The organism is Nocardia sp. NPDC050378 (genome assembly GCF_040655675.1).
In the GTDB taxonomy this organism is placed as follows: domain Bacteria; phylum Actinomycetota; class Actinomycetes; order Mycobacteriales; family Mycobacteriaceae; genus Nocardia; species Nocardia coubleae.
In genome coordinates this window covers 357,094-371,336 of sequence record NZ_JBFAKI010000004.1, presented here as the reverse complement: position 1 = coordinate 371,336, position 14,243 = coordinate 357,094, and the positions used below count along the sequence as shown (strand labels likewise).

Annotated in this window: 14 protein-coding genes; 9 read left to right on the top strand and 5 right to left on the bottom strand. The window is 67.9% G+C overall.

Features of this window, described 5'->3' with window-relative positions:
* Positions 1-28: 28 nt before the first annotated feature.
* Positions 29-1,768: a DEAD/DEAH box helicase gene (locus AB0I35_RS11880; protein ID WP_357395782.1), complete on the bottom strand. Its 1,740-nt coding sequence runs from the start codon at positions 1,766-1,768 to the stop codon at positions 29-31.
* 288 nt (positions 1,769-2,056) lie between these two features.
* On the opposite strand from AB0I35_RS11880, the gene AB0I35_RS11875 reads away from it, so the two are divergent.
* The 3 genes from AB0I35_RS11875 to AB0I35_RS11865 are packed head-to-tail and all read left to right on the top strand — an operon-like array spanning position 2,057 to position 3,969.
* Positions 2,057-2,185, top strand: a complete 129-nt coding sequence (locus AB0I35_RS11875) for a hypothetical protein (RefSeq protein WP_357395781.1) — start codon at positions 2,057-2,059, stop codon at positions 2,183-2,185.
* A 13-nt stretch (positions 2,186-2,198) separates the two neighbouring features.
* A complete protein-coding gene (locus tag AB0I35_RS11870) occupies positions 2,199-3,251 on the top strand; it encodes an alpha/beta fold hydrolase (RefSeq protein WP_357395780.1) in 1,053 nt (350 codons plus the stop codon).
* Positions 3,252-3,279: 28 nt separating this feature from the next.
* Complete coding sequence (locus AB0I35_RS11865; protein WP_357395779.1) at positions 3,280-3,969, top strand: ferritin-like fold-containing protein; 690 nt, start codon at positions 3,280-3,282, stop codon at positions 3,967-3,969.
* A 126-nt stretch (positions 3,970-4,095) separates the two neighbouring features.
* On the opposite strand, the gene AB0I35_RS11860 is transcribed toward AB0I35_RS11865, so the two are convergent.
* A complete protein-coding gene (locus AB0I35_RS11860; protein WP_357395778.1) occupies positions 4,096-4,953 on the bottom strand; it encodes a helix-turn-helix transcriptional regulator in 858 nt (285 codons plus the stop codon).
* 100 nt (positions 4,954-5,053) lie between these two features.
* On the opposite strand from AB0I35_RS11860, the gene AB0I35_RS11855 reads away from it, so the two are divergent.
* Together AB0I35_RS11855 and AB0I35_RS11850 are read left to right on the top strand one after the other, a co-directional pair.
* Positions 5,054-5,587, top strand: a complete 534-nt coding sequence (locus AB0I35_RS11855) for a YceI family protein (RefSeq protein ID WP_067491480.1) — start codon at positions 5,054-5,056, stop codon at positions 5,585-5,587.
* A 105-nt stretch (positions 5,588-5,692) separates the two neighbouring features.
* The gene (locus tag AB0I35_RS11850; RefSeq protein WP_067491482.1) at positions 5,693-5,920 is read left to right on the top strand and encodes a DUF3107 domain-containing protein; all 228 of its coding nucleotides are present in this window, start codon (positions 5,693-5,695) and stop codon (positions 5,918-5,920) included.
* A gap of 168 nt (positions 5,921-6,088) precedes the next feature.
* On the opposite strand, the gene AB0I35_RS11845 is transcribed toward AB0I35_RS11850, so the two are convergent.
* Positions 6,089-6,754 (bottom strand): TetR/AcrR family transcriptional regulator, encoded by a 666-nt coding sequence (locus tag AB0I35_RS11845; protein WP_067985004.1) that lies wholly within the window; start codon positions 6,752-6,754, stop codon positions 6,089-6,091.
* A 299-nt stretch (positions 6,755-7,053) separates the two neighbouring features.
* On the opposite strand from AB0I35_RS11845, the gene AB0I35_RS11840 reads away from it, so the two are divergent.
* The 3 genes from AB0I35_RS11840 (at position 7,054) to AB0I35_RS11830 (ending at position 10,377) form a co-directional block, all read left to right on the top strand.
* On the top strand, positions 7,054-8,037 hold the full coding sequence (locus AB0I35_RS11840; protein WP_357395943.1) for a DUF3152 domain-containing protein: 984 nt from the start codon (positions 7,054-7,056) through the stop codon (positions 8,035-8,037).
* Positions 8,038-8,235: 198 nt separating this feature from the next.
* The gene (gene moeZ / locus AB0I35_RS11835) at positions 8,236-9,417 is read left to right on the top strand and encodes an adenylyltransferase/sulfurtransferase MoeZ (protein WP_357395777.1); all 1,182 of its coding nucleotides are present in this window, start codon (positions 8,236-8,238) and stop codon (positions 9,415-9,417) included.
* Positions 9,418-9,525: 108 nt separating this feature from the next.
* The gene (locus AB0I35_RS11830) at positions 9,526-10,377 is read left to right on the top strand and encodes a TIGR02569 family protein (protein WP_067491486.1); all 852 of its coding nucleotides are present in this window, start codon (positions 9,526-9,528) and stop codon (positions 10,375-10,377) included.
* A 55-nt stretch (positions 10,378-10,432) separates the two neighbouring features.
* Here AB0I35_RS11830 and AB0I35_RS11825 read toward each other — a convergent pair whose 3' ends face one another.
* Together AB0I35_RS11825 and AB0I35_RS11820 are read right to left on the bottom strand one after the other, a co-directional pair.
* Complete coding sequence (locus AB0I35_RS11825) at positions 10,433-11,914, bottom strand: MFS transporter (protein WP_357395776.1); 1,482 nt, start codon at positions 11,912-11,914, stop codon at positions 10,433-10,435.
* Between the two features lie 150 nt (positions 11,915-12,064).
* Entirely contained in the window at positions 12,065-12,736 is a 672-nt protein-coding gene (locus AB0I35_RS11820; protein ID WP_067637373.1) for a FadR/GntR family transcriptional regulator, read from the bottom strand.
* A 294-nt stretch (positions 12,737-13,030) separates the two neighbouring features.
* Here AB0I35_RS11820 and AB0I35_RS11815 point away from each other — a divergent pair, with 294 nt between their 5' ends.
* Positions 13,031-14,182, top strand: coding sequence for an MFS transporter (locus tag AB0I35_RS11815; RefSeq protein WP_357395942.1), 1,152 nt, complete (start codon positions 13,031-13,033; stop codon positions 14,180-14,182).
* Positions 14,183-14,243 lie beyond the last annotated feature (61 nt).

The window sequence follows — 14,243 nt, the reverse complement described above, 5'->3', positions numbered from 1 at the left end:
GGGCCGTTTCGGGTGGTGCTGGGTGCGGTCAGGCGTCGACGGTTACCTGGGCGTCGGCGGTGGTGTCCGCGGGCTTGCGGCGACGGCGGCGGCGAGCGGGCTTGGGCTCGTCACCGGAATCGGTCGCGTCGGCGGGGGCCGAATCGGCCGGAGCCGACTCCGTGGTAGCCGAATCGGTCGGTGCCGACTCGGAGTTCGCTGGATCAGTGGCAGCCGACTCGGTGGTCGCGTCGGTGCCCTCGGCGGGCTTGCGGCGGCGGCGACGGCGACGGGCGGGCTTGTCGCCGTCGGCGGTGTCGCTCGCGTCCGACGATTCCTCGGTGGTGGTTTCCGAAGAGGTCGTCTCGGTGGACTCGGCCTTGCCGCCGCGGGTGCGGCGGCGGCTGCGCGTGGTCTTGGGGCGCTCGGTGCGCTCCACGACGACCGCGTCCTCGTCGCGCTCCGGCTTCGGCTTGCGGACCACACCGGTGACACCCTCGGGGATGCCGAGGTCGGAGTACAGGTGCGGCGAACGCGAGTACGTCTCGGCGGGATCGGCCATGTTCAGGCCGAGCGCCTTGTTGATCGACTCCCAGCGATGCAGCTCGTCCCAGTCGATCAGGGTGATCGCCACGCCGGTGCGGCCCGCACGACCGGTGCGCCCGATGCGGTGGACGTAGGTCTTCTCGTCCTCAGGGCACTGGTAGTTGATGACGTGGGTGACGTCGTCGATGTCGATACCGCGCGCGGCGACATCGGTGGCGACCAGCACGTCGATGGTGCCGTTGCGGAACTTGTTGAGCGCCTTCTCCCGCGCGACCTGGTTCAGGTCGCCGTGCACGGCGCCGACAGCGAACCCGCGCTCGGCCAGATCGTCGGCCACCTTCTGCGCGGTGCGCTTGGTGCGGGTGAAGATCATCGTCGCGCCGCGGGACTCGGCCTGCAGCACGCGGGCGACCAGCTCGGCCTTGTCCATCGCGTGTGCGCGGTAGACGAACTGCTTGGTGCGGTCGTGCACCGCGGAATCGTTGGCCAGCTCGGCGCGGATATGCGTCGGCTTGGTCAGGAAGGTGCGGGCGAGAGTGATGATCGGCCCGGGCATGGTCGCCGAGAACAGCATCGTCTGACGCTTGTCGGGCACCATCGTGAGGATGCGCTCGATATCGGGCAGGAAGCCCAGGTCGAGCATCTCGTCGGCCTCGTCGAGGACGAGCACGCCGATCTTGCCGAGGATCAGATGATTCTGGTTCGCCAGGTCCAATAGTCGACCCGGGGTGCCGACGACCACGTCGACGCCCTTCTTCAGATCGGCGATCTGGGAGTCGTAGGGGCGGCCACCGTAGATGGCGGCGACCTTCAGCGGGCCCTGGTGGTTGATCAGGTACTTGCTCGCGTTCTCCAGGTCCTTGGTCACCTGGATGCACAGCTCGCGCGTGGGCACGATGACCAGCGCGCGCGGCGTGCCGTCCAGCGGGGTGGTCCCGGTGTCGGCGGTCGCGACGCGGTGCAGCAGCGGCACACCGAAACCGAAAGTTTTACCCATGCCGGTGCGGGCCTGGCCGATGAGATCCTCGCCGGCCAGTGCCAGCGGCAGGGTGAGTTCCTGAATCGCGAAGGTGCGTTCGATACCGATCTCGCCGAGCGCGCGCACAATTTCGGAGCGCACCCCCAATTCGGCGAAACTCGGCGGCGTGTGGGTGTCGTCCAGTTCGGCCGTCAGCAGGGTGTCGGCCACACCGGGTTCCTGTTCGACAGTGATCTTGCTCAGGGTTCGTGCCTTCCTCGTCATTGCATCTCGCACGCACGAGGTGGGGCGGGCCGGTCGGCCCGCGACGACCACATATCCGCCTGTGATACTCGCCGGGCCAGCGCCGATCGCTTCTGCGTCATCGGCGCGGCACATCGGTGATACGGATTCGGTGCGCGCACATTTTCCTGGTCAACGCTGCCGGGTGGCGCTGTGCGCCGGGGTGTGACGCGCCCGCGAAGTGTGCCGGGGCTACGAAACTAGCGTTGTCCACAGTGATTGTAGCGTGATATTCTGCGCAATCCGAATTTCACGCCGTCGAGGTGTCGCGTGAAAATCGCGATCGTCGCCGGTCACGCCCGCATACTCGATGCGACGCAGCGCAATTCACCGTTTCCGGATTTCGCGCGTGTCGCGGATGTAATAGAGGTCACTGTAACCGGCGGTACCGGGATGTGAGACATTTCTTGTCGTGAGCATCACCGACACCGTCACCACCGCCGCGCGCAACGCCTGGGCGCTGAGCTTCGGCGCGGGCATCGAGGCACCCGCCCCCGCGCCCTCGACCGTGCTGTGGGACGAACCGCACCGCTTGTTGCGTCGATACGACACCGAAAACGACTCGGCCACAACCGATTCCGCGGTGCTGCTGATTCCACCGCTGGCGGCGCCCGCCACCTGCTACGACCTGCGCCCCGACCAGAGCCTGGCCCGCCATCTGGTGTCCACCGGTCGCCCCACCTACCTCATCGACTACGGCGAGATCGGTTTCGCCGACCGCCGCATGGGCTTCGAGGACTGGGTAGCTGACATCCTGCCCGAGGCGATCCGCCGGGTCAGCGCCGATCGCGGTGGCGCGCCCGTCGACCTCGTCGGTTGGTCCATCGGTGGCATCTTCGCCCTGCTCACCACCGCCGCCAACGCCGATCTGCCGATCCGTTCGGTCACCGGAGTCGGACCGCCGCTCGATTACGACAAGATGCTCGGCATGCCGCAGGTGCGCGCGGTCGCCCGGATCACCGGCGGCAAAGCGGTCACCAACGTGGTGCGGGCCGTCGGCGGCATCCCCGCGCCGCTGACCAAATTCGCCTACCGCGTCGCGGCGTTCGACCGCGAACTGGCGCGGCCGATGTTCATCGCAGGCAATATCGCGCGCACCGAGACGCTGGCCAGAATGGAATCCATCGACCGGTTCCAGGCCGCCATGCCCGGCTACCCCGGCCGCTTCTACGGGCAGCTGTGGGGCCGGTTCATCCTGGCCAACGACATCGGCAAGGGCAAAGTGCACCTGCGCGGCCTCACCATCGACCTCGCCGATGTGCGGGTGCCGGTGCTGCTGTTCGGCGGCACCGCCGACGTCATCACGCCCAAGGCCGCTGTCGAGGCGGGTTTGCGCACGCTCACCGGGTCGCCTTCGGTGACCTACGAGGTCGTTCCCGGCAGCCACCTCGGCATTCTCGCCGGACCACAGGCACGCGACACCACCTGGACGCATCTGGACAAATTCCTGGCCGATCGCGACTGATCCGCGATCGCGACTACGATTGGCGGTCATGGGAGCCCAGACCTCAGCCGCGCCGGAAGTTTTCTCGACCGCACCGCTGTCCGCCGATCACCCGGGGGTGACCGAGCTGTTCGCGGTCCTCGCCTACGGCGAGCTGTCCGCGTTCTACCGGCTCGCCGAGGAAGCCAAGCTCGCGCCGTCGGTGCGCGGGCGGGTGGCGGTGGCCAAGATGGCGGCCGCGGAACTGGCGCACTTCGAGGCACTCGAGGCGGCGCTCGGCGCGCGCGGAGTGGACGCCGAGCGGGCGATGGACCAGTACCAGGGCGCGCTGGACTCCTACCACGCCTCCACCGACCCGTCCACGTGGCTCGAGTCGATGGTGAAGTTCTACGTGGGTGACGGCCTGGCCGCCGACTTCTACACCGAGATCGCCGGCGCGCTCCCCGCCGAGGTCGCCGATGTGGTGCGCGACGTGCTCGCCGAGACCGGGCACTCGCAGTTCGTGGTCGAGGAGGTCCGCAACGCGGTCACCGCAAGCCGGTCCGAGCGCGATCGGCTCACCCTGTGGGGTCGCAGGCTGCTCGGTGAGGCGATCACCCAGGCGCAGTACGTGATGGCTCAGCGCGACGAACTCGCCGAACTGGTGCTGGCCGCCACGGGCGACCTCAACGGCATCGTCTCCCTGTTCGACCGCATGCAGGAGCGCCACGCCGCCCGCATGGCCCAACTAGGGCTCTAGCTGTTCCGCCTCCCCGGGACTTCTGGCCGGACTCAGGTACGTGGGGAGTTGTGGAGGCGGCAAGCTCTCTGGAGGTGGCTGGGTCAGCTCGTGCCCGGTGAGTTACCCATGTTCTTGCGTGAGCGGTCAGCCGTTGGCTGCCTGGGGGTGGATCAGGCGTAGTTCCGGTGCGCGAGCGGCGGTTTCGCGGGGGAGCCAGATGACGATCTGCTGATCGTTCTCGGCGGCGAGCGTCTGCACGGTGAAGGTGAGGGTGCCCCGGCTCGGGTGTTCGATGCCGAGCAGGCTCGGCAGGTTTTCGGCGAGCCGGTGTGGTTGCCAGCGGCGGGCGAATTCTGGTTCGGCGCTGAGCAATCGGATGGTCGCGGCGATGGCCTCGTCCTCTGGGCGGCGCAGTCTCGTGCGGGCCAGTTGATCGGCGAGCAGGTCGGCGTATTGGGGCCAGTCGGTGATGGTGGTGCGCGCCAGTGGATGTCGGAACGTCCAGACCGCCAGGTTCACCTGCTCGGGATCTTCGAGCAGGCCGAGCGGGGCGACGAGGTCTTCCCAGGAGTCGTTCCATGCGAGCACATTCGCGCGCGGGCCGAGGGCGAAGGCCGGGGTGGGGGTGAGGGCGTCGAGCACGGCGGTCAGCGCGGGCGGCACCTGATCGAGCTTCGGGTCGAAAGCCGTACTGGGGCACCGCGCTTCCTTGCTGGTGGTCAGTGCCAGCCAGCCGAAGTGCGCGCGTTCGGTGTCGTTGAAGCGCAAGGCGGTGGCCAGCGCGTCGACGACGGCCGGGGAGGGATTGCTGTCGCGGCCCTGCTCGAGCCGGGCCAGGTAGTCCGCGCTCACGCCTGCCAGCACCGCGACCTCCTCGCGGCGCAGTCCCGGTGTGCGCCGGCGACCGCCACCGGGCAGGCCCACGTCGTCGGGGCGCAGTTCCGCGCGGCGCGCGATGAGCAGTTCGGCGAAGGTCGAGCGGGCTCCAAGCTGGTCGGGCATTGCTCCATCCTCCCTGGTCCTGGCTCTGACAGCCTGGCCCTGACAGGTCCAGGATAACGGCGGTCTGGTTAGCGGACCACGGTCCGGTCAGGCTGGGCGCATGACTTCTTCGACACAGACACAGCAGCTGAAGGCCGGATCCTGGGCGCTGGACCGCAGCCATTCCTCGGTCTCGTTCACCGTTCGCCACCTCGGCATCGCCAAGGTGCGCGGCGGCTTCACCCGGTTCGAGACCGAGTTCGTCGTCGACGAATCCGGTGCCGCCACCATCGGGGCGACCATCGACCTGGACTCCTTCGACACCGGCAACGCCGACCGCGACGCCCATGTGCGCAATGCCGACTTCCTCGACGTCGCCAATCGTCCGACCCTGAGCTTCCGCGCCACCGAACCGGTCCGGATCGCCGAGACCTTCACCGTCACCGGTGAGGCCACCCTCGGCACCGTCACCAAGCCGCTCACCCTCGAGGTGGAGTGGGGCGGCGTCGGCGACTTCCCGGACGGCTCGCGGCACGCGGGCTTCTCCGCGACCGGCGCCATCAAGCGCACCGATTTCGGCGTCGGCGGACCCATGCCGGGCATGCTGTCGGACACGGTCAAGATCGAACTCGAGATCGAGCTCGTCGAGCCCTGATCACCCGCTCGTTCGCTCACAGCGCAGGCGGGTGTGTCACCGGGGTCGAGTGGCTGCATTAGCCTGAAGAGGACAACACAGGACTCTTACGTTCGGAGGTTGGCCGTGGAGGTCAAGATCGGTATTTCGGATAGCCCTCGGGAGCTCGTCATCAACAGCTCGCAGAGCCCTGACGAGATCGAGGCGCTGGTGACCGATGCCCTCAGCGGCTCCGGTGGCGTCGTCAAGCTCACCGACGACAAGAACCGCAAGTTCCTGATCCAGGCCGCGAAGGTCGCCTACGTGGAGATCGGTTCCCCGGCCGTCGGCCGCGTCGGCTTCGCCACGGTGTAGCCCGCGAAAACAAAAAGTGCCCGCCTTCACACGAAGGCGGGCACTTTCACGTCACGGACAGAAACGACTGATTTCGCAAGCACAGGGGTAACTCACCGGGCACGGGCTGACCCGGCTACTCCCACAAAGCTCGCCGCCTCCAGAACTCCCCACGCCCCGAGTCTGGCCTCAAGACCCGGAGAGGCGGAAAGGCACGTGCTTCAGGCCACCCCAGGCCAGGGCCACGGTGGTGTCGACGGCCTCGTCCTTGGGAACCGGGCGGTCGGCCTCGAGCCAGTAGCGCGCGGAGAACTGGCTCGCGCCGACCAGGCCGACGGCCAGGATGCGCGCCCGGTAGGGGTCGAGACCGGAGTCGTGGGCGACCAGGTCGAACACCGCGTCGACGCAGGCCTCGGTGGCCTGTTCCACCCGGCGCTGCACCTGCGGTTCGCTGGTGAGGTCGGATTCGAAGACGAGGCGGAAGCCCTGCATCTCGTTGTCGACGAAATCGAAGTAGGCGGCGACGGCGGCGCGCACACGCTGCTTGTTGTCGGTGGTGGAGCGCAGCGCCTGACGCACGCTCGACACCAGGATGTCCACATAGTTCTGCAGAACCGCCAGATACAGTTCCAGCTTGCTCGCGAAGTGCTGGTAGAGCACCGGCTTGCTGACACCGGCCACCTGCGAGATCTCGTCCATGCCCGCGGCGTGGTAACCACGCTGGACGAATACCTCGCTCGCCGCGAGCAGCAGTTGCTGACGCCGCTCATCACGAGGCAGGCGGGTGCCGCGCTTTGCCGGGACCGTCTCCGGCACCGATCGGCGCGAGGTCATGCGGTCCACGAGGTCAGTCATCTCGGCTCTCTTTGTCGACTACACCAGGCAGGCGAAGGTGCGCCCGATGTCCCACGAACGATACTCGCACAGTGTTCCCCCAGAGTTTCGCCCTGGAAATGTAGTACCAGGCGGGGACGTTCGCCGGGCCGTAACCGGCGGATCTTCCCCGGCCACCCGCGTCACCGATTTGGCCACTGTGAGAATCTGGTGTGGTGACCGACCGCCCGGAACGACCATCCGGCGGCGGGCGCGATGTCGCTCGCCCCACGCAAACCACCGAGTCCGGTTCAGTGACTTCGGAGTCAGAAGGGCGGGAACTGCAGGTCTACGACCCCCTCGGGCTGTACCAACCGGCCGACCGATCGCGTCAGCCCCTCCGCGCACGCTGGGATCCCACCGAGTCCGATACGGGCAGGCCGCGTAGCCCGCAACGTGACGCCAAGAAGCAGAGCGCGATGGGCCGCTTCGTCTCCACCTACGGGTGGCGCGCCTACGCGTTGCCGGTGTTGCTGGCGGTGACGGTGTTCGTGATCGTCGACGCCCTGCGCACCGGGCCCGCGCCCGCACCGGTCGACCCGGGGTTCGGGGCGTTGAGCCCGAACGTCGCCCAGTCCGGCATCATCGGCGCACCGCCCGGCGACGGGAAGTTCCCCGCCGATCTGCCGCTCGGCGCGCTCCCCGAGGGCGGGGCGTTCGTCGAGCGCGGTGCGGGCACCTGGCATGTGGTGCCGGGCGCGGGACCACAGGTCGGGGCGGGCACCGAGCGGGTGTTCCGCTACACCGTCGAGGTGGAGGACGGCATCGACACCTCGGCCTACGGTGGTGACGTGGCCGTGGCCAAGATGGTGGAGACCACGCTGGCCAACCCCAAGAGCTGGACCAAGGATCCCAAGTTCGGGTTCCAGCGCATCGACGTCGGCGAACCCGACTTCCGGCTCTCGCTCACCTCCCGCGAAAGCACCCGCGCCGCTTGTGGATTCGAGATCCCCATCGACTCGTCGTGTTACAACGCGAGCATCGACCGGGTGGTGCTGTCGGAGGCCCGCTGGGTGCGCGGTGCGCTCGCCTTCGACGGCGACATCGGTTCCTACCGGCAGTACCTCGTCAACCACGAGGTCGGCCACGCCATCGGCTACCACGGCCACCAGCCGTGCGAGACCGAGGGCGGCCTGGCGCCGATCATGATGCAGCAGACCTTCGGCACCAAGAACAACGACATCGCCCAACTCGATCCGCACGGGGTGGTCCCGCCCGACGGCAAGACCTGCCGCTTCAACCCCTGGCCGTACCCGCGCGGCTGACAGCTCCGCCGGTGCGAGACCATAGGCGGGAAGAACAGTACGGCGGCCAGTGTTGTAGATACACACGGCCATCGGTTTGCGGCCGCCTTGATCCGGACCGACCAGAGGGTGCGACGAAGGAGTGCCCGGCGGGAGGGAAGATCGAGGGAGCAGGCCGCAAACCCGCGGCGCCAGCCGCCGAAGAAACGGAGTTCCAACGTGTCTTTCAACGGGTCCCTACCGCCGCTCGTCGAGCCTGCGGCGGAACTGACCAAGGATGAGGTCGCGCGGTACAGCCGCCACCTGATCATCCCCGATCTCGGTGTCGACGGTCAGAAGCGGTTGAAGAACGCCAAGGTGCTCGTGATCGGCGCGGGCGGTCTGGGTTCGCCCGCCCTGCTGTATCTGGCCGCCGCGGGCGTCGGCACGCTGGGCATCGTCGAGTTCGACGAGGTCGACATGTCGAACCTGCAGCGCCAGGTCATCCACGGGGAATCCGACATCGGCCGGTCCAAGGCCGACAGCGCCCGCGATTCGATCCTCGAGATCAATTCGGGAATCGACGTGCGGCTACACAAGATCCGCCTCGAACCCGACAACGCGGTCGAGCTGTTCGGCGAGTACGACCTGATCGTCGACGGCACCGACAACTTCGCCACCCGCTACCTGGTCAACGACGCCGCCGTCCTCGCGGGCAAGCCCTACGTGTGGGGCTCGATCTACCGCTTCGAGGGCCAGGTGTCGGTGTTCTGGGAGGACGCACCCGACGGCCGCGGCATCAACTACCGCGACCTGTACCCGGAGGCGCCGCCGCCGGGCATGGTCCCGTCGTGCGCCGAAGGCGGCGTGCTCGGCGTGCTGTGCGCGTCGATCGGTTCGGTGATGGTGACCGAGGCGATCAAGCTCATCACCGGCATCGGTGAGACGCTGCTGGGCCGTCTGATGGTCTACGACGCACTGGACATGAACTACCGCACCATCAAGCTGCGCCGCGATCCGGAACGTCAGCCGATCACCGAACTGATCGACTACGAGGCCTTCTGCGGTGTGGTGTCGGAGGAGGGCCAGGCCGCCGCTGCCGGGTCGACCGTCACCGCCGCCGAGCTGAAGGACCTGCTCGACGCCGACAAGGTCGAACTCATCGACGTGCGCGAGCCGGTGGAGTGGGACATCGTGCACATCGACGGTGCGACGTTGATCCCCAAGGACCGCATCCTCTCCGGTGAGGCGCTCTCGGAGCTGCCACAGAACAAGCCGATCGTGTTGCACTGCAAGACCGGTATCCGCTCCGCCGAGGCGCTTGCGGCGCTCAAACGCGCCGGTTTCGCCGATGCCACGCACCTGCAGGGCGGCGTGGTCGCGTGGGCCAAGCAGGTCGATCCGTCGCTGCCCGTGTACTGATCCGTACCGATCCGCCGTTGATTGCGGGGAGGTCGCAATGGGGTCGCGTGCCAGCGTGCCTTCGGGCTGTTGACGCGTCCTCAGGGTTACGGTACGGCCGTGACGTCAGTGACTTCAGTCGAACCACCCGAGCATGTGCGGGCCACATTCGGTCTTCGCGAAGTGACGCCGGTCTCCCTCGGTGACTGGGACGGTGGCTGGCGGCTCGGCGATGTGGTGCTGAGCCCGGTGGCCGATCACGCCCGCGCGGCGTGGTCGGCCAAGGTGCGCGAAACCCTCGCCGTCGACGGTGTGCGCGTCGCGCGTCCGGTGCGTGCCACCGACGGCCGCTACGTGGTGTCGGGCTGGCGTGCCGACACCTTCATCGACGGCGCCCCCGAACCCCGCCACGACGAGGTGGTGTCGGTGTCGCTGCGATTACACAAGGCGACAGCACAGCTGGAACGCCCGCGTTTCCTGGTGCAGCCGCCCGTCGCGCCGTGGGTGGATGTGGATGTGTTCGTCGCCGCCGACCGCGCCGCTTGGGAGTCGGTGCCGTTGCGCACCCTGCGCGCCGGCGGTGTGCCGCTCACCGCGACCCCCGACGGTCAGCGCAGCCTCGAATTGATCGGCCAGCTGGCCACTTTGCGCAAACCGGTGCGCAGCCCCGACCAGCTAGTCCACGGCGACCTGTTCGGCACGGTCCTGTTCTCCGGCACCCACGCCCCCGGCCTGACCGACATCACCCCGTACTGGCGCCCCGCCTCCTGGGCGGCGGGTGTGGTCGTCGTCGACGCTCTGGCCTGGGGCGGCGGTGACGACGGCCTCCTGGAACGCTGGTCCAGCCTGCCCGAATGGCCACAGATGCTGTTGCGCGCCTTGATCTTCCGCCTCGCCGTGCACGCCCTGCACCCACGCTCCACCCCGGAAGCCTTTCCGGGCCTGGCCCGTACCGCCGATATGGTTCGCCTGGTTCTGTAGGAAAAATGCCGAAAGCCGCGCCCGGTCGGGGATTCCGGGCGCGGCTTTCGTGGGGTCAGACGTTGGCGTAGGCCAGGGACGGGACCTTGTCGGTGGCGAAGGAGGTGCGCAGGTAGCACCACCAGGTGACGCCCGCCATGACGACAAAGGCGACGGCGTAGGCCCAGAAGGCGGGGGCCATGGACCCGAAGTTGATGTTGGACAAGCGAAGTGCCTGCTGCAGGATGAATCCGCCGAAGGCTCCGACGGCGCCGATCACGCCGATCGCGGCGCCGGCCTGACGGCGAGCCGATGCCTGTGCCTCGGTGAGCTGCATGCCGTGTTCGGCGGCGTACTTCTTGGCGGTGGCGCCGAAGATCGACGGGATCATCCGGTAGGTCGAGCCGTTGCCGACACCGGTGAGCACGAACAGCAGCAGGAACGCGGCGAGGTAGAGCGGGAAGCTCTTCATCGTCAGGGCGGTCATGATCAACGCGACCGCGACGGCCATCCCGGTGAAGACGATCACCGTGATCCGTGCGCCGCCGACCTTGTCGGAAATCCACCCGCCGACCGGGCGGCTGAACGACCCGACGAGGGCGCCGAGGAAGGCGAGGTTACCGACCGTGCTGATCCAGCCGATCTGTGCCAGGTGCGGGAAGTTGGCCTTGATCAGGGTCGGGAAGGCGAACGAGAAGCCGATGAACGAACCGAATGTGCCGATGTAGAGGAACGACATGATCCAGGTGTGTGGATTGGTCAGCGCCAGCTTGTAGGACTTGCCGTCGGCCTTGGCCGAGGCGATCGAGTCCATGTACCGCAGCGCGCCGAACGCGGCGACCAGGATGAACGGCACCCAGACCAGGATGGCGAGGGTGAGGCCGAACCGGTAGCCCGCGGCATCCTTGGCCAGTAGGTGCGTGCCGAGGGTGATCAGCAGCGGCGCGGCCAATTGTGTCTGTGCCACACCGAGATTGCCGCCCGCGGCATTGATGCCGAGCGCCGCGCCCTTCTTGCCTTCGGGGAAGAAGAACGAGATGTTGGCCATCGAGGACGAGAAGTTGCCACCGCCGACACCGGCGAGCGCGGCCAGCAGCAGGAACACCCACATCGGGGTGCCCGGCTGGTTGACGAAGTACGCCAGGCCCAGCGTCGGGAACAGCAGCATGGCGGCGCTGAAGGTGGTGAAGGCCCGACCGCCGAACTTGGGGACGGCGAAGGTGTAGGGGATGCGCAGGGTGGCGCCGACCAGCGTCGGCACCGAGGTCAGCAGCAGGGCGTTGGCGACGGCGGTCGGGTTGCCCTTGCCGAGGCCCTCCAGGAACGTGAAGCCCGCGGCGCCCATCGCGGTGACGATGGAACCGAAAAGTACCCAGACGCTGAAGCCGAGGTTCTCGGCGAACACCGAGAACCACAGGTTCTTCTTGGCGGTCTGCTCACCGCCCGATTCCCAGAATCTCGGATTGTCGGGCTCCCACTGGGTCAGCCAGCGGCCCTTCTTCTCGTACTCGAACGACGCGGTGTCTGTCGTCTGGCCGGTGGCGGCGATCGCGGTCATCGGCTTCCTCTCGATCGGGCGCGTGATGCGGTGTCGAGAGAAACGGTAGGAGCCGGTTGTTGCGTGACAATGGCCTCAGGTGACATTCGAGCCAACTCGGGCTCACCGAGGCTTCTTCGCCGGGGTGACAGCTCGGTTACCCGGCGAAACTCAGCGGTCGGGGTACTCGGCGATGAGCGAGCCGAGGAAGCAGCGCGCGGCCTGCATCGCACGGTCGGCGTCGCCGTCGATGACGGCCTGCACCAGTTCGATGTGCTCGCTGTCGTAGGCGTCGTCGGATTTGGCGGTGCGCGCGTGGATCACCTGCTCGATCACCGGCAGCAGCGAGTCGTAGAACTCCAGATACACGGCGTTGTGGCTGGCGACGACGATCGCGCGGTGCAATTCCACATCGGCGGCGATGGCCACCGGGTCGGGTTTGGTCCAGTCGCGGTCGTTGCGCTCGGCGAGCAGGCGGCGCAGGTTGGCGATATCGGTGTCGTCGCGGCGACGCGCGGCCAAGCCCGCGGCGGTGGTGTCGAGCGCCTGGCGCAATTCGAGGATGTCGCGTTCCTCGGCGTCGGCGAAGTACTTGCCGAGCGTGCCGCCCACCTCGGAGGTGGCGATCACATAGGTGCCCGAGCCCTGGCGGCGCTCGAGCATGCCCGCGTGGACCAGGGCCTGCACGGCTTCACGCACGGTGTTGCGGCCGGTGCCGGTGAGTTCGGTGAGCTCGGGTTCGGTGGGGATACGGCCGCCGACCGGCCAACGGCCCGACCGGATTTCGGCGCGCAGTTGTTCGGTCACCTGGGCGATGAGGCTGGAGCGCCGGACGGGTTGCACGTGAGCCAGCGTAAGGCAAAGCGGCAGGCCGGTACTCGAGCCTGACTTGTCGCTCACATTTGCTGGCGTCGATCATCGGGTCATCCTATGATTTCGTCTGTGACTCCTCCGCCCTCCTCCGAAACCTTGACCCGGCTCACCCCTGTGGATGGGCAGGTCGATGGTCGATGGGATGCGGTCGATGGTGGGAGTGCCCTCCCGAATCCGCCCGCCGAGGTCGATCCGGCGGAGTCCGAGCAGCTCACCCGGCGGTCGTTGATCGAGGGTCGGCTGCTGGTGTTGGCGGCCATCATCATGTCGGCGCTCACCCTGCGTGCCGCCGTCACCGCGTTCAGCCCGCTGGCCGAACAGATCGGTGACGACATCGGGTACGGCACCGCGATCGTCGGTGTGTTCGGCATGTTGCCGACCGCGATGTTCGGTGTCGCCGGGCTGGTCACGCCGTTCGCGGTGCGGCGGTTCGGGCTCGAGCGCACGGTGTTGCTGGCGATGCTGCTGGCCGGGTTCGGGTCGTTGGCGCGCGTGTTCTCCGCCGGAACGGGGGAGCTGCTCGCCCTGTCCGGGGTCGCGCTGCTCGGCATGGGTGTCGGCAATGTGGTGATCCCGCCGCTGGTCAAGCGGTATTTCGCCGATCGGTTGGCGTCGATCAGTTCGCTCTACATCGTGATGGTGCAGCTCAGCACGGTCCTTCCCGCGTTCGTCGCGGTGCCGCTGGCCGAGGCGCACGGGTGGCGCATCTCGATGGGTGTGTGGGCGCTCGTCGGTTTCGCCGCGGCGGTGCCGTGGCTGGTCGTCCTGCGCGACCGGCGTGGCCGCGACAAGGCCGACACCACCGCGCTGCCGCCCGAAACCCCAACGGCCACAGGCAAAGTGTGGCGTTCTCCGGTGGCCTGGGGCATGGCGGGCATGTTCGGCATGACCTCGCTCACCACCTACGCCATGTTCACCTGGCTGCCGACCATCCTGGCCGACGCGGGCGCGAGCGCCGCCTTCGGCGGCAACATGGTCGCGCTGTTCGCGCTGATCGGCTTGATCCCCGCGCTCGGTGCGCCGACCGTCGTCTCGCGCATGCGCAACCCGTTCCCGGTCGTCGTGGCCTGCATGGTGCTGTTCGTCATCGCCTTCGTGGGGCTGCTGATCGCGCCGATGGGGGCGCCGCTGCTGTGGGTGGTGCTGCTCGGCCTCGGCCCGAGCACCTTCCCGATGGCGCTCACCCTCATCAACCTGCGCACCCGCACACCGCAGGGCTCGGCGGCGCTGTCCGGATTCACCCAGGGCGTCGGTTACGTCGTCGCCTGTGTGGGTCCGCTGCTGTTCGGCATCCTGCACACCGCCACCGGCGGCTGGCTGGCCCCGTTCGGTCTGCTGCTCGTCGCGCTCGCTGTGCTGCTCACCGGCGCCTGGCAGGCCTGCAAACCGCGCATGCTCGAAGACACCTGGAATTGAGCCGAAGAAAACTCACCGTTCGAGTTGCGTAATGGTGCGTTCGGGTCGATGCTACCTAGAT